This window comes from Thermomonas sp. (genome assembly GCF_035369645.1).
Lineage (GTDB): Bacteria > Pseudomonadota > Gammaproteobacteria > Xanthomonadales > Xanthomonadaceae > Thermomonas.
This window is the reverse complement of sequence record NZ_DAOOUM010000002.1, coordinates 50,567-68,887: the sequence shown is the minus strand read 5'-3', so window position 1 is coordinate 68,887 and position 18,321 is coordinate 50,567. Positions and strand designations below refer to the sequence as shown.

At 61.1% G+C, this 18,321-nt stretch carries 12 protein-coding genes and 1 pseudogene; 10 read left to right on the top strand and 3 right to left on the bottom strand.

Features of this window, described 5'->3' with window-relative positions; translation table 11 throughout:
- Nucleotides 1-26 precede the first annotated feature (26 nt).
- From PK789_RS00765 to PK789_RS00755, 3 genes and pseudogenes are all read right to left on the bottom strand, one after another.
- On the bottom strand, nucleotides 27-1,733 hold the full coding sequence (locus tag PK789_RS00765; protein ID WP_324306264.1) for a pseudouridine synthase: 1,707 nt from the start codon (nucleotides 1,731-1,733) through the stop codon (nucleotides 27-29).
- Between the two features lie 162 nt (nucleotides 1,734-1,895).
- A pseudogene (scpB, locus tag PK789_RS00760) lies at nucleotides 1,896-2,478 on the bottom strand (SMC-Scp complex subunit ScpB); the annotation flags it as partial.
- 130 nt (nucleotides 2,479-2,608) lie between these two features.
- Nucleotides 2,609-3,526 (bottom strand): segregation and condensation protein A, encoded by a 918-nt coding sequence (locus PK789_RS00755; RefSeq protein ID WP_324306262.1) that lies wholly within the window; start codon nucleotides 3,524-3,526, stop codon nucleotides 2,609-2,611.
- Between the two features lie 298 nt (nucleotides 3,527-3,824).
- On the opposite strand from PK789_RS00755, the gene PK789_RS00750 reads away from it, so the two are divergent.
- The 10 genes from PK789_RS00750 to PK789_RS00705 all read left to right on the top strand — a co-directional run.
- Nucleotides 3,825-4,124: a YciI family protein gene (locus PK789_RS00750; protein ID WP_324306260.1), complete on the top strand. Its 300-nt coding sequence runs from the start codon at nucleotides 3,825-3,827 to the stop codon at nucleotides 4,122-4,124.
- A 10-nt stretch (nucleotides 4,125-4,134) separates the two neighbouring features.
- Nucleotides 4,135-4,452 carry a BolA family protein gene (locus tag PK789_RS00745; protein WP_324306258.1) on the top strand — a complete coding sequence of 106 codons (318 nt, stop codon included), beginning with the start codon at nucleotides 4,135-4,137 and terminating at the stop codon, nucleotides 4,450-4,452.
- Between the two features lie 133 nt (nucleotides 4,453-4,585).
- Nucleotides 4,586-8,095 carry a chromosome segregation protein SMC gene (smc, locus tag PK789_RS00740; protein ID WP_324306256.1) on the top strand — a complete coding sequence of 1,170 codons (3,510 nt, stop codon included), beginning with the start codon at nucleotides 4,586-4,588 and terminating at the stop codon, nucleotides 8,093-8,095.
- Between the two features lie 12 nt (nucleotides 8,096-8,107).
- Entirely contained in the window at nucleotides 8,108-8,827 is a 720-nt protein-coding gene (gene zipA, locus PK789_RS00735; protein ID WP_324306254.1) for a cell division protein ZipA, read from the top strand.
- A gap of 5 nt (nucleotides 8,828-8,832) precedes the next feature.
- Entirely contained in the window at nucleotides 8,833-10,905 is a 2,073-nt protein-coding gene (gene ligA, locus PK789_RS00730) for an NAD-dependent DNA ligase LigA (RefSeq protein WP_324306252.1), read from the top strand.
- Nucleotides 10,902-11,870 carry an EF-P lysine aminoacylase EpmA gene (gene epmA / locus PK789_RS00725; RefSeq protein ID WP_324306250.1) on the top strand — a complete coding sequence of 323 codons (969 nt, stop codon included), beginning with the start codon at nucleotides 10,902-10,904 and terminating at the stop codon, nucleotides 11,868-11,870. The genes ligA and epmA overlap by 4 nt, the downstream gene beginning before the upstream one ends.
- A 132-nt stretch (nucleotides 11,871-12,002) precedes the next feature.
- Nucleotides 12,003-12,749 (top strand): DUF3011 domain-containing protein, encoded by a 747-nt coding sequence (locus tag PK789_RS00720; RefSeq protein WP_324306248.1) that lies wholly within the window; start codon nucleotides 12,003-12,005, stop codon nucleotides 12,747-12,749.
- 74 nt (nucleotides 12,750-12,823) lie between these two features.
- Nucleotides 12,824-13,882: an S-methyl-5-thioribose-1-phosphate isomerase gene (mtnA, locus tag PK789_RS00715; protein ID WP_503011855.1), complete on the top strand. Its 1,059-nt coding sequence runs from the start codon at nucleotides 12,824-12,826 to the stop codon at nucleotides 13,880-13,882.
- 155 nt (nucleotides 13,883-14,037) lie between these two features.
- Nucleotides 14,038-16,623, top strand: a complete 2,586-nt coding sequence (gene gyrA, locus PK789_RS00710; RefSeq protein WP_324306242.1) for a DNA gyrase subunit A — start codon at nucleotides 14,038-14,040, stop codon at nucleotides 16,621-16,623.
- Nucleotides 16,624-16,756: 133 nt separating this feature from the next.
- Nucleotides 16,757-18,321, top strand: a 1,565-nt coding sequence (locus PK789_RS00705; protein WP_324306239.1) for an MG2 domain-containing protein, incomplete at its 3' end; no start/stop codon positions are given.

Genomic DNA, 18,321 nt, shown 5'->3' with positions numbered 1-18,321 from the left:
AGCTAGCAGCTAGCAGCTAGCAGCGTTTAGCGGTTGCCGCCGCGTGGGCCACGGTTGCCGCCGGGGCGGGGGCCGTCGCTGCGCGGGCCGCCCGGACGTGGGCCGCGTGGGCCGTTGTTGCTGGGCGGGCGGGGGCCACCGGGGCGCGGGCCACGGGGGCGGTCGGCGTAGGGGTTGAAGCCGCCCGGGTTGGCGTGATCAGAGGGAAAGCTGGGGGCGTTACCGGGGTGGCCATAGGGCTTGGACTGTCGCTGCGGGCGGGCGTCGCCGGCAAACCCGCCGTAGGGTTTGGGGCTGCGTGGGCCGTCGGCGTTGAAGCCACCTTCGCGACGCGGGCCGCGGCTGTCGCCGGCAAAGCCGCCATAGGGTTTGGGGCTGCGCGGGCCATCGGCGTTGAAGCCACCTTCACGGCGCGGGCCGCGTTCACCGCCGCCGGGGCCGCGTTCACCATAGGGGCGCGGGCCAGCGCCGGGGCCACGGGCGGCACCGGCGGGCTTGCTGCCGTAAGGCTTGCGCGGGCCGCGTGGGCCATCGGGGTTGCGATGGCCGGAGGGGCCGGTGCTGACGCCATCGGGCACATACCAAGTACGCATGGCGGCGGGGTTGCCTTCACCGCGTTGCTCGCCCGGCTTCATGCGTTGGCCGGGCTGGCGCGGGCCTTTGATCTTCATGCGCCGGTCGGCTTGCTTGGCGGCTTGCTCGCCGCTGACGGTCAAGCCGCCGCTGGGCTTTTTGCCGCCGCGACGGCCACGGTCTTCACGAAATTGGTCGAAACGGCGCAGTTCGCGGCCTTCATCGGCAGTGTTGTGCCCACCGACATAGCCGTGGCCACGGGCGTTGCCGGTGACCACGGTCTTGCTGGCTTTGCGCTGGCCCAGCACCGGCATCAGGGTGAGTGCGGAGGGTGCACCGTCTTCCAGCCCCACCGCTTTGCGCAGTGCGTCCACGTCGGTCTGTGGCAATTCTTGCGAATGCCCGCGCAGCAGCGGCTGCGGCAGTTTTGCCTGACCGTAGCGGATTCGCTTCAAGCGCGACACTTGGCAGCCTTGCGACTCCCACAGCCGGCGCACTTCGCGGTTGCGGCCTTCTTTCAGCAGCACGCGGAACCAGTCGTGCGAGTCGGTGCCGCCGATGCGTTCGATCTCGTCAAACTTGGCCGGGCCGTCGTCCAGCGCCACACCGCGCGCTAGCCGGTCGACGATCTTGTCGGACACATCGTCTTCGCCTTCCGGCGCACGCACGCGGCACACATACTCGCGTTCGATTTCGAAGCTGGGGTGCATCATCGCGTTGGCCAATTCGCCATCGGTGGTCAGCAGCAACAGGCCCGAGGTATTGATGTCGAGGCGGCCAATGGCAATCCAGCGTGCGCCTTTCAGCGACGGCAGGGCGTCAAAAATAGTGGGGCGGCCTTCGGGGTCTTCGCGGGTGGTGACTTCGCCTTCGGGCTTGTTGTACATCAGCACGCGCGCCGGGTCAGTCAGTGCGCTGGCAACGAAGGTCTTGCCGTCGATGTCGATTTTGTCGCCACCGGTCACGCTCATGCCGGTCTGCGCGACTTCACCATTGACCTTGACCAGGCCTTCGGCGATGCGTTGTTCCAGCGCGCGGCGCGAGCCCAGGCCGGCCTGCGCCAGAACTTTATGCAGACGTTCTTCAATACGCGGCGTTTCGCTGGTAGCGGCTTTGGCCTTCAGACTGAGGGGGCGGCGTGGGGTGGTGTCATTACTCATGTGATTGCTCCGACGATGCGGTGTGCGCGTCGTCTCTAGGGTTGTTAGGCGTTGTTGTTGAGGGCGATGACTCTGACGTCGAGTCACTGTGGCTGTCTGACGTCATGTCTGGCGTTGTGAGGCTGTTGTTGGGCTCTAGTGATTCTGAAATTGTTGCGGGTGTGGCTTGTGCGCTGGCTGGGATCGCCGGTTCAAACGGGAGTTGCGGTTCCAGCTCGCCGATATCGCGCAGTTCCGACAGCGGCGGTAGTTCGTCCAGGCGCTTCAGGCCGAAGTAGTCGAGGAACGTTTTGGTGGTGGCCAAAAGTTCTGGCTTGCCCGGCACGTCGCGGTGACCGACCACGCGAATCCAGTCGCGTTCTTCCAATGCCTTGATGATATTACTGTTGACGGTAACGCCGCGGATTTGTTCGATTTCGCCGCGCGTGATCGGCTGCCGATACGCAATCAGCGCCAAGGTTTCCAAGGTGGCGCGGGTGTATTTGGTTTGCCGTTCATTCCACAGTCGCGCCACCCATGGGTGCACATCGGCTTGCACTTGATACCGCCAACCCGACGCCACTTCGAGCAATTCCACGCCGCGTTCGGCACAGCCGGCTTGCAGGCTCAGCAAGGCGATTTCGACACTGTTGTCGGGGATCGGCTCATCCAGTGGGAACAGCCCCTTCAATTGCACCAAGGTCAACGGTTGATGCGAGGCCAGCAGCGCGGCTTCAACAATGCGGGTGACAAGAGGTTGGTCGATGTCGGTCATTTGCGATTGCCTTGGTTCTTTGGCGTGTCATTCCTGCAAAGGCGGGAACCCAGCCTTTCAGCGCTGGCATGAAAAACAAACGCTAGATGCCCGCTTTCGCGGGAATGACCAGCAAGCGTGATCATTCTGCCGCCCCGTTATCGTCATCAAATTCGCTCGACAAGGTGTCGATGGCGGGGGCGTCATCGGTGGCCAGTGACTTCACATAGATCGGTGCATACGGTGCTTCTTGCACGATATCGATCAACTGTTCTTTGGCCAAGGTGAGCAGGCCAAGGAAGGTCACCACCACGCCGGCCTTGCCTTCTTCCGCGGTAAACAGCGATTCGAAGCGATGAAACACGCCATCGGCCAAGCGTTCCAGCAATTCGCCCATGCGCTGGCGCACGCTGAGTGCATCGCGCTTGATCGCGTGCTGGGTGTACAGCTCGGCACGTTTGAGCACGTCGTGCAGGGCCAGCAGCATTTCGCGCAACTCGACCGGTGGCGGTAGGCGCACGCTGGCACGTTCTGGCACATGTGCGTTGGCGATGGAGGTGTCGCGCTCCAATCGGGGTAGGCTGTCAATGTCTTCGGCGGCTTGCTTGTAGCGCTCGTATTCTTGCAGGCGACGCACCAAATCGGCACGCGGATCGTCTTCCAGCCCTTCGTCATTGGGTGGGCGCGGCAGCAGCATGCGTGACTTGATCTCGGCCAAGATCGCGGCCATCACCAGGTATTCGGCGGCCAGTTCAAACCGCATTTCTTGCATGGACTGAATGTAGTCCACGTACTGACGGGTGATCTCGGCGACGGGGATATCTAAAATATCTAAGTTTTGTCGGCGGATCAGATATAGCAGCAGATCCAGCGGGCCTTCGAAGGCATCCAAAATGACTTCCAGCGCATCCGGCGGGATGTACAAGTCCTTGGGGACTTCCACCACCGGTTGTCCAAGCACCATCGCCAATGCCAGCGGCATTTCTTGCTGCTGGGGGCGCGGTGCAGGAGTGTGTGCGGGGGCATCGGTGGTTGGAACGATGCGGGCTTCGGATGTCATCGGTTGGCGGCCCCCTCCGGGCCACACCTGTCGCAATGGCCAATCATGGCCGGGGCACGTGGTCGAGTTAAGAATGCGCTATGGGTTCGCCAAGCCGATACGCATGCGCTCCGCAGAGCGGCATCGAAACAGGTGGCGGAAAAGGCCGGATTGACGGGTGCGGGGCGGCAAACTTACGCCGGTTGGCCGTACGCGCCGCAAAATCGGGCTGGATACCAGCGCCAAGGTTACGGGGAGATGACGCGGCTGTCCACTGCTGGCCACTACAATAGTGGAATCAGTTCATGGAGACGCGGCCATGTGGTACGCAATTGAAGGACACGACGGGCCGGATGTACTGGCCGCACGCTTGGCGGCGCGCTCCGAGCACTTGGCGCGGCTGCATGCGCTGCGCGAGGACGGCCGGCTGTTGTTGGCAGGGCCGTGCCCGGCGATCGATGCCGAAGACCCGGGGCCGGCGGGGTTTACCGGCAGCATTGTGATTGCGGAGTTTGCATCGCTGGAGGCCGCACGTGCGTGGGCCGATGCCGACCCGTATTGCGCGGCCGGTGTGTATCAGCGGGTGGATGTGCGCCCGTTTCGCAAAGTGTTGCCATGAAGGTGTTGCCATGAGCCAGTGGACGCAAGCCGACATCCCGCGGCTGAACCCCGAACGCATCGCACGGATGCGGGTGTTGCTGACCGAAGCGCTGGCGCCTACGCGACTGACGATACGTGATGACAGCCACAAGCACGCCGGCCACGCCGGTGCGCGCGGCGGGCAGGGGCATTTCAGTATCGCGATTGAAAGCGCCGCATTTGCCGGCAAGCTGCCCTTGACTCGGCACCGACTGGTGTATGCGGCCTTGGGTACGATGATGCAGACCGATATCCACGCCCTGTCGATCACTGCCACCGCCCCGAACGAGGCCGACGAGACGCGCTAAGGGTCGTTATACTCAGTCATTCGGAATACGTTTTCATTCTCATTTCTTCTAAGTAAACCAATTACTTGGAAGATTTATTTAATTTCAAACATTAATGGCTGCGCCGCTGCGCCGCCGGGGTTCGCCGACGCGCATGCGCCTGTCCACCATCAAGCTATCCGGCTTCAAATCCTTCGTGGATCCCACCACCGTGCACTTGCCGACCAATATGACCGGCATCGTGGGGCCCAATGGCTGTGGCAAGTCGAACATCATCGACGCCATCCGTTGGGTGATGGGCGAAAGCGCGGCCAGCCGCTTGCGGGGCGATTCACTGACCGACGTGATTTTTTCCGGCAGCTCGGCGCGCAAGCCGGTGTCACAGGCCAGCGTGGAGCTGATTTTTGACAACAGCGATCACACGATTACCGGCGAGTACGCCGCGTTCAATGAGATTTCCGTCAAACGCACGGTCAGTCGCGATGGCCAAAGCGGGTATTACTTGAATGGCGGCAAATGCCGCCGCCGCGACATCACCGATTTGTTTTTGGGCACAGGTCTAGGCCCGCGCAGCTACTCGATCATCGAGCAGGGCATGATCTCGCAGGTGATCGACGCCAAGCCGGAAGACTTGCGCGTGTATCTGGAAGAAGCCGCTGGCATTTCCAAATACAAAGAACGCCGCAAAGAAACCGAAACCCGCATCCGCCACACCCGCGAAAACCTTGACCGCCTGAACGACCTGCGCGAAGAGGTGGGCAAGCAGTTGCAGCACCTTGCGCGGCAGGCCAAGCAGGCCGAGCAATATCAAGCCATTCAGAGCGAGCGCAGCATCAAGGATGCGCAATGGAAGGCGTTGGAGTTTCGCGCGTTGGATGGTCGCTTGCAGGGCCTGCGTGAAAAATTATTGCGCGAAGAAACCCGCTTGGAGCAGTTGATCGCCGAGCAACGCCACGCCGAAAGTGAACTGGAAACCGGGCGCGAGCGCCGCGAAGAGGCCAGCGCGCGCTTGAACGACGTGCAGGCCAGCGTGTATCAAGTGGGCAGCACCTTGGCGCGGGTAGAACAACAAATCGCCCATCAAAAAGAATTATCGGTACGCCTGCAACGCGCGCGTGACGAGGCGCAAGCTGCACTGACGGAGTTGGGCAGCCATATCCGTGGTGATGCGCAAAAGCTCGATGTGTTGCGGCAAACCTTGGCCGAAGCCGAGCCGCAACTGGAGCTATTGCAAGAAACCGATCTGCTGCGCCAGGACGCATTGCACGATGTCGAAGGCCGGCTGGCGGATTGGCAGGCACGTTGGGAGACGCATACCCGTGAGCAATCCGAAGCCGCACGTGCGGGGGATGTCGAGCGCATCCGCATCGAACAACTCGACCGCCAAATTCTGGATGCCGATCGTCGGCGCGCACAACTGCGTGACGAACACGTTGGGTTGGACTTGGATGCGCTGAATGCCGCTTTCGAGCAACTCGCGCTAGAACACGAAACCCGCAAAGAAGCTCTGGAGCTGTTGAGCGAACAGGTTGAATCGCGCAAGCAGGCCAGTACCGAGATTCAAGAACAACAGCGCAACGCGCAGGCCGAATTGGCCGATGTGCGCAAGCTAGCGCAGGCTGCGCGCGGCCGGTTGGCGTCGCTGGAAACCTTGCAGCATGCCGCGTTGGGGCAGGAACAAGGCGCGGCAGCGCAGTGGCTGAAGGCGCAGGGCTTGGACACGGCGGCGCGGGTGGGCGAGCGTCTGCGGGTGGATTCGGGCTGGGAAAACGCGGTGGAAGCCGCCTTAGGGCAGTTGATCGAAGCGGTGATCGTGCAGGCACCGGAACAGTTGGTGGATGCGTTGGCTGAACTGGGTGAGGGCCGCCTGGCGCTGGTGGCTGCCGATACGGGGCAAGATGGCACGGCCTATGCCAGCACCACGCTGGCGGCCAAGGTGCAAGGCCCGCGTGCAATTTTGCAGCTGCTGGCGCATGTCCACGCAGCCGAAACCCTCGCCGATGCGCGCATCTTGCAGGCAGGGTTGGCTGCGGGTAGCTCGGTGATTACGCGCGATGGCGACCGGTTGGGCGATGGCTGGGTGCGTATCACCCGTTCCGGGGCTGCCCAGCAAGGGGCTTTGCTGCGCGAAAAAGACATCCAGAAATTACGCGCCGACATCGAGCAGTATCAAACCCGCGAGCGCGATTTGGATGCCTTGCTGGCGCGGCTGCGGGAGGCTTTGCAGTTAGCCGAACAGCAGCGTGAAGAACATCAGCGCGCGTTGTATCAAGCGCACCGTGGTGTGTCGGAGCTGGCAGGTCAGCTGCAAAGCCAGCAAGGCCGGCTGGAAGGTGCACGTAATCGGATTGCGCGTATCGATGCCGAATTGACACAGCTGGACGAGGCGCTGGCGGTCAACAAAGAACAAGCGGCGCAGGCACGGGTCAGGATAGAAGACGCGCTGGGCCGCATGGGCAATTTGGAGTCGGCCCGGCAAACCCTGGAAAACGAGCGGCGCTACCTCAGCGACAAACGCGACCAAGCCCGCAATGCTGCGCGCGAAGCCCGTGATGCGGCGCATGCCTTGGCGTTGAGCCTAGAATCGCAGCGCGTGCAGGCGGTGGCACTGGCGCAGGCGTTGGAGCGCATGGGGGGCCAGCGCGGGCAGTTGGACACACGGCTGGGGGATTTGTCGGCACAGTTGGCCGAAGGCGATGCACCCGTGCAGATGTTGGAATCCGAACGTCAAGTGGCGCTAGAAGAGCGGGTGCGGATCGAGCGCGAGTTGGGGCAGGCGCGATCGCTGCTGGAGGGTGTTGATGCCGAATTGCGTCAGTTCGAGCAGGTTCGCCAGCAGCGCGATGCACAGGCACTGGAACAGCGCGAGGCCATCGCCCAGCGCAAGCTGGATCAACAAGCCCTCGTGCTGAAGGCTGAGCAGTATTCCGCCGCCGTCATCGAGGCCGGCTTCGTCATCGAGGACGTGTTGAACGCGCTGACCGAGGATGCCAATCGCGGTGATTGGGAGCGTGCGGTGACCGAGTTGGATGCCAAGTTACGGCGGCTGGAGCCGGTCAATCTGGCCGCGATTGCAGAACATGCCGAAGCGGCGCAGCGCAAGGAATATTTGGACGCACAGGATGCGGACCTCAACACCGCGCTAGAAACCTTGGAAGAGGCCATCCGTAAAATTGACCGCGAAACCCGTGGCCGCTTCAAAGATACCTTCGATCGCGTCAATGCCGGTGTGCAAGAGCTTTATCCACGCCTATTTGGCGGTGGGCATGCGTATCTGGAATTGACCGGTGATGATCTGCTGGATACCGGCGTCACTATTTTGGCGCGTCCACCCGGCAAGCGGGTATCCAATATTTCGCTGTTGTCCGGTGGTGAAAAAGCGATGACGGCGGTGGCGCTGGTGTTTGCCATTTTCCGTCTGAATCCCGCACCGTTCTGTTTGCTGGACGAAGTGGACGCACCACTGGATGAGGCCAACGTTGGCCGTTTCACCGCGATGGTCAGCGAGATGAGCGAGCAGGTACAGTTTTTGTTTGTCACCCATAACAAAGTCACCATGGAGGCCGCACGCCAACTGTCCGGCGTGACCATGCGCGAGCCCGGCGTGAGCCGATTGGTGTCGGTGGACTTGGCCGAGGCCACGCGCCTGGCTGGTGCCGCATAAGGAGATTGCCGAATGTCAGAGTTGACCTTGCTTCGAATTGGAATTGCCGTTGCGGTATCCGTATTGCTGGGTGCCATCATGTTTTTTGGCCGCAGTCGCAAACATAGCCAAGGCCGGCGCTTGTCACCGTCCGCCGAGCCCCGCAGCGTGCAACGCGTTGAGCCCTCCGGCGACGTGGAGCTGAGCGCCGAGCAATGGCATGACGATGCCGTTGAACAAACGCAACTGCCGCTTGCCACCGACATTCCGCAGATGGCACTGGGTAAACGCCATAGCGACCAATTCGATCGCATCATCGCCTTGTATGTGGCAGCCACGGTAGACAATAAATTGCGTGGCCCAGACATCGTGGTTGCGGCAGAAAAAGCCGGCCTGACCTTTGGTTACATGAATGTGTTTCATCGTTTGGTGGATGGCCGCCCGGACGCAGGCCCGGTGTTCAGCGTTGCCAATATCGTCAAGCCAGGTAGTTTTGATATGGCCACGATCGAAACACTGGAAACCCCAGCGATCGCCTTTTTTCTGACATTGCCGGCTCCCATTTCGGCACTGGATGCATGGGAGACCATGGAACCCGCCGCACAGCGCATGGCTAGCTTATTGGGTGGAGTTGTTCTGGATGAAGAACGCAGCGCATTGGGCCGGCAACGCATCCAACATATTCGCGAAGAATTGCGCAGCTACGATCGCCAAAACGCTGCACCATCGGTGACCAAGCCCACACGTTGGTGAGCGCTGTGAACGCCCGCATCATCGAGCTACGCCGCCGTTTGCGTGACGCCAGTCATCGTTATCACGTGCTGGACGACCCGGAAATTCCCGACGCGGAATACGACGCCATGTTGCGCGAGCTGGATGCGCTGGAAGCTGCGCACCCGGAATGGGCCGATCCCGATTCACCCACACGACGGGTGGGTGCGCCGGCCGCGGGTGGGTTTGCTCAAGTGCAGCATGCGTTGCCGATGTTGTCATTGGGCAATGCCTTTACCGATACCGAAGTGTCCGAGTTTGTCAGCCGCATCAGCAAAGACACCGGCGATGCGCAGCCGCAGTTTTCAGTGGAACCCAAATTGGATGGCCTTGCCATCAGCCTGCGTTACGAGCACGGCCGGTTTGTGCGCGGTGCCACCCGGGGCGATGGCAGCACGGGCGAAGATGTGAGTGCCAACCTGCGCACGATCAAAGCCATCCCGTTGACCTTACATGGGCAAGCGCCAGCGGTTTTGGAAGTGCGCGGTGAGGTGTATATGCCACGTGCGGGGTTTGCGGCGTTCAACCAGCGTGCGCGTGCGCATGGGGAAAAAACCCTAGCCAACCCGCGCAATGGTGCCGCAGGGTCATTGCGCCAGCTCGATCCTGCGATCACCGCGCAACGGCCGCTGGCGTTTTATGCCTATGCCTTGGGCGAAGTGTCGGCCGATGCCGCGCTGCCCGCCACCCATTCGCAAACCCTGCAATGGCTGCGTGGGCTGGGGTTTCCGGTCAGCGCCTTGGTGGATGTGGCGCGCGGTGTGGAGGGCTTGCTGGCGTACTTTCAACGGATCGGCGCACTGCGTGACGGCTTGCCGTATGACATCGACGGCGTGGTGTACAAACTGGATCGTTTTGACCAACAACGGGCGATGGGCTTTGTGGCGCGTGCACCGCGCTGGGCGATTGCGCACAAGTTTCCGGCGCAGGAAGTGGCCACCACGGTGGAGGCCATCGAAGTCAATGTGGGCCGCACTGGCGCAGTGACCCCATGGGTGTTGATGACACCGGTGCATGTGGGCGGCGTCACCGTGTCGCGTGCCACCTTGCACAACGCCGACCAAATTGCCCGATTGGATGTGCGGGTGGGCGATAGCGTCATCATCCGCCGTGCCGGCGATGTGATCCCCGAAGTGGTGCGGGTGATCTTGGAGCGTCGTCCTGCCGATTTGGCCGGCACGCCGCTGCATCCACCGTATCAACTACCAAGCCACTGCCCAGATTGTGGCTCGGTCATCGAGCGTGAGGCCGAGGAAGTGGTGGCCCGCTGCACCGGTGGCTTAGTGTGCCCGGCGCAACGCAAACAAGCTTTGCTCCATTTCGCCTCGCGTCGTGCCATCGACATCGATGGCCTTGGCGAGCGCTTGATCGATGCACTGGTCGATTTTGGCTATGTGCACGGCATTGCCGATCTGTACCGATTGACGGTGGCCGACTGCATCGCCATGAAACAACAAGCCGACGCCGCTATTGGCGAAACGCCCGACACGGTGAAGGCGGGCAAGATCGCCAGCAAATGGGCAGAAAACCTAGTGGCCGCGATTGCCGCCAGCCGCAACACCACACTGGAGCGGCTGCTATTTGCACTGGGGATCCGCGACGTTGGCGAAGCCACCGCCAAAACCTTGGCGCGGCATTTTGGTGCCTTGTCCCCGTTGCTTGACGCCAGCGTGGAAAGCTTGCAGCAGGTGCCCGATGTGGGCCCGGTGGTGGCCACACGTATTGCGCACTTCTTTGCCGAAGCGCACAACCGCGAAGCGATTGCCGCTTTGCAGGCCGCCGGCGTGCAGTGGCCAGAAGGCGCACCGCAGCGTGCCAATGACGGCCCCTTGGCGGGCAAGACGGTGGTGCTGACCGGCGGGCTTGCGGCACTAAGCCGCGATGAAGCTGGCGCAAAACTTGAAGCACTGGGCGCAAAGATGGCAGGCAGCGTGTCGAAAAAAACGTCACTGGTGGTGGCGGGTGAAGCCGCCGGTTCCAAATTGGCCAAGGCGCAGGAACTAAAGATCGAAATCTGGGATGAAGCGGCGCTACTGGCCTTTTTGGCCCAGCACGCATGAGTGCATGGCAGCCCACGGCCAGCCTTGCGGCTTTGCGCCTGCGCGCGCAACTCAATCGTTTGTTTCGGGATTTTTTTGCAGCACGCAATGTGCTGGAAGTGGAAACCCCGGTGCTATCGCGTGCCGGCAATACCGAGCCCAATATCGCCTCGTTTGCGCTGGAATTTTCTGGTCGCAGCGAAGGTGCATCGCGCACTCGCTGGTTGCGGACATCGCCCGAGTTTGCACTCAAGCGCTTGCTGGCAGCGGGAGTGGGGGATTGCTACGAATTGGGCCGGGTGTTTCGCGATGGCGAAGCCGGTGGCCGCCACAATCCAGAATTCACCATGCTGGAGTGGTACCGCGTAGGTTGGGAGCATCTGCGCCTGTTGGATGAAACCGTGACACTGGTGCGTGCGGCGTTGGCCTTGGTCGGGCGCGACGCCACGACCTGCACGGTGACGTTTCGTGACCTGTATTGGCAGCATTTACAGCTGGATCCGCTGACCGCAGACAACGGGACGCTACGCAATGCGCTTGGCGATGTGAACATCGATCCTACCGGGCTAAACCGCGATGATTGGCTCGATTTATTGATGACCCATCGCCTGCAGCCAAGCTTTGCGCGTGACCAGTTGCTGGCTGTGCACGACTGGCCGGCGTCGCAAGCGGCGTTGGCGCGTATTCGCAACGATGATCCGCCCGTGGCGGAACGCTTCGAGTTGTACTTGGGGCCGCTGGAATTGGCCAATGGCTACCACGAATTGGGCGATGCCAACGAACAGCGTGCCCGCTTTGTGCGTGATGGCCAAGTCCGTGCCGCACGTGGCTTGCCCGCAGTGCCGATGGATATCACCTTGCTTGCTGCACTGCCGCACATGCCGGCCTGTGCCGGTGTCGCCTTGGGCGTGGATCGGTTGCTGATGGCGTTACTTGACACGCCACAGATTGCCAAGGCGCTGGCATTTGACTTCAGCCAGGCCTGATTCCCAAGCTGAATGCGTATTATCCAGTGACGGAAGCAGGCTGGAATTTTTGCCTGCGATTCATTCTGCATGACTAAATTTAATGCACGAGGATCGTGCCCATACCGGGCCGAGGGAACCAGGAGCACCACCATGCGTCACTTGATTGCCGTTGCCTTTACGTTGTTGGCGGCCGCTGCCGCCGCCCCTGCATCAGCCCAGTATTACGGTGGTGATGGTTACCGTGGCGATGATTACCGGGGGGGGCGTGTGCGGTGCGAGTCTGATGACGGTCGCTATCGTGAATGTCCCGTTGGGGACGGTCGCGTGACTTTGGATCGTCAACTTTCACGGAGTGCGTGCATCGAAGGGCGCAGTTGGGGGCAAGGCCGTGGTCGGGTTTGGGTTGATGACGGTTGCCGTGCCGATTTCAGTGTGCGCGGCTATGGTGGTGGTTATAACGACGGCTATGGCGGTGGTTATGGCCAAAGCGTGCGTTGTGAATCCAACGATGGGCGCTACAACCGGTGTTCTTTACCCGGACGCGGACGCGCGCAATTGGTACGCCAGATTTCCAATAGCGCCTGCATCGAAGGGCGCAGCTGGGGCTCCGACTACGGCAGTGTGTGGGTGAGTAATGGCTGCCGTGGAGACTTTGCCGTGAGCCGCGGCAATGGTGGTTGGGGTGGTGGTTGGGGCGATTCTGGAATCGGCGGCCGCGTCTTCCGCTGCGAGTCCAATGACGGGCGCTACAACGAATGCGCAGCCAATACCCGCGCCGGTGTGCAGCTGATTCGGCAATTGTCCAATTCACCCTGTATCGAAGGCCGCAGCTGGGGCTATGGTCGAGGTGGTATTTGGGTGGCGCAAGGCTGCCGTGCGGAGTTTCGTAGCTACTGAGTCAATGCCCTTGGCAGCAGCAACCGGCACCCGCGTGGTGCCGGTTTGCGTTTGCAATGACGGATAATGCGCGGATGAAGACATCCGACTTTGATTTTGACCGTTACGACCATGTGCGCCCCATCCGCTGGACCGGCGATGTGCTGGAATTACTGGATCAACGCAAGCTGCCGTTCGCCGTGGACTATGCCCGTTGCGCGACCTGCGATGCGGTGGCCGCTGCCATCCATAGTTTGACTGTGCGCGGTGCCCCGGCGATTGGTATTGCCGCGGCATGGGGCGTGGTACTGGCCGCACGCAGCTTGCACGCCGCGAATGGTCTGGCAGCCCTGCCATTGCTGGAACCTGCCCTGCAGCGTCTGAATGCCGCACGTCCTACGGCGGTGAATTTGGCATGGGCACTGGCGCGCATGCGCGGCGTCCTGGCCCATGCGGGCGCGGACTGGTGCGAGGCGTTGGAGCAAGAGGCGCACGCCATCGAACGCGAAGACTTGGCGGCAAATCGGCATATGGGCGCATTGGGTGCGGCGCTGATTGCGGCGGGTAGTGGGGTGCTGACCCACTGCAATACCGGCTCACTGGCCACGGCAGGCTTTGGTACCGCACTCGGGGTGATCCGCGCCGGCGTTGCGCAAGGTGCAATTGCGCAGGTGTTCGCAGGCGAAACCAGGCCCTGGAATCAGGGCGCACGCCTAACTGTATGGGAGCTGCAACAAGATGGCATCGACGCTACCTTGATTGCCGACTCCGCCGCCGCGCATTTGATGAAAACCGGGCAGGTGCAATGGGTGATCGTGGGTGCCGACCGCATCTGCGCCAATGGGGATGCCGCCAACAAGATCGGCACCTACCAACTGGCTATCGCGGCCCGCCACCATGGGGTGAAATTCATGGTGGTAGCACCGTCTTCCACCGTGGACATGGCCACCGCCTCCGGTGAATTGATCGAAATCGAGGAGCGTGATCCGGCCGAATTGCTGGCATTCCGTGGTAAGCGCGTGGTGGCCGAAGGTGTGCGCGCATGGAACCCGGTATTCGACGTGACGCCGCACGATTTGATCGATGCCATCGTCACGGAAAAAGGCGTGGTGGAGCAGCCCGACCCGCAGCGCATGCGTGCGCTGTTTGGGTGATGCGATAACTGCTTGATCCTTCATGGAATCGGGGTGCTTTCAACGGCCCCCAGTGCTATAATTTCCCGTTGCAGAAATTCCCGTGGAATGCGCTAGCGGATTGGTTTCCGTGGGTTGCTGGCGGGCCGTGAATTACGACAGGAAACGGACACACGATGGCCGATCTCGCCAAGGAAATCATCCCCGTCAAATTGGAAGACGAGATGCGGCGCAGCTACCTCGATTACGCGATGAGCGTGATCGTGGGGCGCGCACTTCCCGATGTCCGCGATGGCCTGAAACCCGTGCATCGGCGCGTGCTGTTCGCGATGAACGAACTCGGCGCGCACAGCAACAAGCCCTACTACAAATCGGCGCGTATCGTCGGTGACGTGATCGGTAAGTACCATCCGCATGGCGACCAGTCGGTGTACGACACCTTGGTGCGCATGGCGCAGCCGTTCTCGCTGCGGTATTTGTTGGTGGATGGGCAGGGTAACTTTGGTTCGGTCGATGGCGACCCGGCGGCCGCGATGCGGTATACCGAAGCCCGCATGGCACGGCTATCGCACGAGTTGATGGCCGATATCGACAAAGACACCGTCGATTTCCAGCCCAACTACGACGAAAAAGAACACGAACCCACGGTCATGCCGACCCGGTTCCCGAATCTGCTGGTGAATGGGTCGGCCGGTATTGCGGTGGGCATGGCCACCAATATCCCGCCGCATAATTTGGGCGAAGTGGTGGATGCGCTGCTGGCGCTGCTGGATGACCCGCAGATCGACATCGACGGCCTGATGGAGTACATCCCCGGCCCGGATTTCCCCACCGCTGGCATCATCAATGGCGTGGGCGGCATCCATGTGGCGTATCGCACCGGCAAGGGACGCGTGCGCATGCGCGCCAAGGCCGATATCGAAGTGGCGGACAACGGCCGCGAATCGATCATCGTCACCGAGATTCCGTATCAGGTGAACAAGGCCAAGCTGATCGAAAAGATCGCCGAGCTGGTCAAGGAAAAGAAGCTGGAAGGCATCAGCGAGCTGCGTGATGAGTCCGACAAGGACGGCATGCGTATCTTCATTGAAATCAAGCGCGGCGAATCGGCCGAGGTGGTGCTGAACAATCTGTATTCGCAGACCCAGATGGAGTCGGTGTTCGGCATCAATATGGTGGCATTGGTGGACGGCCGCCCGCAGTTGTTGAACTTGAAGCAGATTCTGGAAGCCTTCGTGCGCCATCGCCGCGAAGTGGTGACGCGCCGCACGATTTTCGAATTGCGCAAAGCACGCAACCGCGCCCACATCCTCGAAGGCTTGACCGTTGCGCTGGCCAATATCGACGCGATGATCGAGTTGATCAAGACGTCGGAAAATCCGGGCATTGCGAAAGAACGCATGTTGGCGCGGGTGTGGCAGCCGGGTTTGGTGGGTGCCTTGTTGGGCGCGGCGGGTGCCGAAGCTTCGCGCCCGGAAGATCTGCCGATGGGTGTGGGGTTGTTGGTCGATGGCTATCAGCTGACCGATGTCCAAGCCCAGCAAATTTTGGAAATGCGCCTGCACCGCCTAACCGGGCTGGAGCAGGAAAAGCTCACCGACGAATACCGCGAGCTGTTGGAAGAAATTGCCGGGTTGATCCGCATCCTCGAAAACCCCGATGTGCTGCTGGATGTGATCCGCACCGAATTGCAGGACATCAAAACCGCATACAACGATCCGCGCCGCAGTGAAATTCGTGCGTCCGAAGAAGACCTCGACATCCTTGATCTGATCGCGCCGGAAGACGTGGTGGTCACCCTTAGCCACGCCGGGTATGCCAAGCGCCAACCGGCCACGGCCTATCGCGCGCAAAAGCGCGGCGGCAAGGGCCGCAATGCGGCGGCCACCAAGGACGAGGATTTCATCGACCAATTGTGGTTGGTCAATACCCACGACACCTTGCTCACCTTCACCAGTCACGGCCGCGTGTTCTGGCTGCCGGTGTACCAATTGCCAGAGGCCGGGCCGAATGCGCGTGGCCGCCCGATCGTCAACTGGATCCCGCTGGAAGCCGGCGAAAAAGTACAGGCAGTGCAGCCTGTGCGCGAGTATGAGGATGGCAAATACGTGTTCTTCGCCACCAAGAACGGCACGGTGAAGAAAACCCCGCTGACCGAATACGCCTTCAAACTGGCACGTGGCAAAATTGCGATCAATCTGGCCGAGGGTGATGCCTTGGTGAATGCCGAACTTTCCGATGGCAGCCGCGACATCATGCTATTTGCCAGCAATGGCAAGGCCGTGCGGTTTGGCGGTGACAGCGTGCGCCCGATGGGGCGTACCGCTACCGGTGTGCGCGGCATGAAGCTGGCTGATGGCGAACAAGTGGTCAGTTTGATCGTGCTGGACGGCGAGGGCGACATCCTCACCGCCTGCGAGCGCGGCTACGGCAAGCGCACAGAAGTGACCGAGTTCCCGAAGAAGGGCCGTGGCACGCAAGGGGTATTGGCAATCAAAACCTCCGAGCGCAATGGCCCGCTGGTGGGTGCAATCCAGTTATCAGATCATCACGACGTGCTGCTGATTTCCGATGGCGGCACCTTGGTACGCACCCCGGCATCAGCGATTGCCCAGGTAGGCCGCAATACCCAAGGCGTCACCCTGATGCGCATGGCAGATGGTGAAAAATTGCAGGCCATCGAGCGGCTGGATGCCAGTTTGGACGAGAGTCTGGATGTGGGCAGCGACGATACTGCGAATGAGGCCAGTCCGGAGGTGTAATCCTCCAGCGTGTGAAGCCAATTGCATGGCAGCCAAAACCCGGCGGTAACGTCGGGTTTTGGCGTTTCTGCGGCCTGAAATCAGCGTAATTTGCGTCCTATACTGAAACCCAGTTCTTCGCGATGGAATCGCCATGCCACGTTCACGGAATCTGCTGTTGCGCCACTTGTTTTTCGCAGTAACGCTTATCAGCGTGGTGTTAGGGGTTCCTGCCTGCAAACGCAATGCCGATGGGCAGTTGCCGGTGGCCAGTGGCGAGGCCATCAAGGCGCAACGCGAGACCGTCAAGGGCTTTGCCGTGGTGCGCGCTTACCCGGAGCAACGCACGGATGCGCTGACTATCGCCGTAGAGTTTTCCCGGCCACTGGTGGGGACGCAGGAGTTCGACAAACTCCTGCGCATCGACGCCACCGGCGAAGACCAAAGCGGCTGGGCATTGAGTGATGACGGCAAAGTCTTGCGCTATGCCAATGTCGAAACCAATAAAACCTACACCCTCAAGATCGCCGGTAGCCTGACCGCCGCCGATGGCACGATCTTGGGCAAAGATCAGGAGCTCAAGGTGTACACCGGCGAGCTGCAACCCGCGGTGGGGTTTGCCTCGCAGGGCAGTGTGATTCCTGCCAAGGAATCACGCGGCTTGCCGGTGGTGTCGGTAAATGTGGACGAAGTAGATGTGGAGTTTTTGCGTGTGCGCGATGCTGCGCTGCCCAAGTTTTTTGCCGAATACCAGCGCAGTGGCAAGCGCAGTAATTGGGAGTTGGATCCTTCGTGGTACGACCCGGACGACGCCGATAGCCGCTCACCAATCTCAAAATTGGCCGAGCCGGTGTACATGAACCGGTTTGTGCTGGGCGGCGCGCGTAACGAACGGGTGCTGACCTATCTGCCGATCCAAAGCATCAGCGAGTTGCAAAAACCCGGCCTGTATTTCGCGGTGATGAAAAAGACCGGCTCGTTCAAGGGTGAATTTGATACCGCATTTTTCAGCGTCAGCGACATTGGCCTGCATGTACGCGCTTACAAAGACAAAGTGTTTGTGCACACCGCATCGCTGGCCACTGGCGATGGCTTGAGTGGGGTTGAATTGAAGGTGCTGGATGCGCGCGGCGAAGCCGTGTTCAAGGCCAGCACCGATAGCAACGGCAATGCGATGCTCAATTACACGCTGGATGCCGCACATGTGCTGACCGCGCTACGCGGCAAGGACATGTCGATGCTGTCGTTCAACCAGCCGGCGCTGGATCTGTCCGAGTTTTCGGTGGGTGGGCGCGAGCAGGCGTGGTTCGATGTGTTTGCATGGTCGGGGCGTGACTTATACCGCCCCGGCGAAACCGTGCGCGTTTCGGCGCTGCTGCGTAACTACGACGGCAAGCCGGTGCTGGGTAAAAACGGCAAGGCGCAATCGCTGTTCGTGCGTTTGAAACAACCCGACGGCAAGACCTTTGTGGAGTCGCGGATCGAGCCCGGCGCACAGGGCTATTTCCGTTTCGAAAAAACCATTCCTGCCGAAGCGCCGACTGGGCGCTGGCAGGTCGAGTTCCGGTTGGATCCGGCCAGCAAGGTGGCGGTGCAGGGCATGAGCCTGCGCATCGAAGAATTTTTGCCCGAGCGTATGAAGCTGGATCTGGACAGCGCTGCCCCCATCCTGCGGCCCGGCCAAGCGTTCGCGCTGCAGGCCAAAGGAGCCTATCTGTA

Coding starts and splice junctions, on each gene's coding strand:
- PK789_RS00765 (WP_324306264.1), bottom strand. CDS start 1,733: ATGAGTAATGACACCACCCCACGCCGCCCCCTCAGTCTGAAGGCCAAA.
- PK789_RS00755 (WP_324306262.1), bottom strand. CDS start 3,526: ATGACATCCGAAGCCCGCATCGTTCCAACCACCGATGCCCCCGCACAC.
- PK789_RS00750 (WP_324306260.1), top strand. CDS start 3,825: ATGTGGTACGCAATTGAAGGACACGACGGGCCGGATGTACTGGCCGCA.
- PK789_RS00745 (WP_324306258.1), top strand. CDS start 4,135: ATGAGCCAGTGGACGCAAGCCGACATCCCGCGGCTGAACCCCGAACGC.
- smc (WP_324306256.1), top strand. CDS start 4,586: ATGCGCCTGTCCACCATCAAGCTATCCGGCTTCAAATCCTTCGTGGAT.
- zipA (WP_324306254.1), top strand. CDS start 8,108: ATGTCAGAGTTGACCTTGCTTCGAATTGGAATTGCCGTTGCGGTATCC.
- epmA (WP_324306250.1), top strand. CDS start 10,902: ATGAGTGCATGGCAGCCCACGGCCAGCCTTGCGGCTTTGCGCCTGCGC.
- PK789_RS00720 (WP_324306248.1), top strand. CDS start 12,003: ATGCGTCACTTGATTGCCGTTGCCTTTACGTTGTTGGCGGCCGCTGCC.
- mtnA (WP_503011855.1), top strand. CDS start 12,824: ATGAAGACATCCGACTTTGATTTTGACCGTTACGACCATGTGCGCCCC.
- gyrA (WP_324306242.1), top strand. CDS start 14,038: ATGGCCGATCTCGCCAAGGAAATCATCCCCGTCAAATTGGAAGACGAG.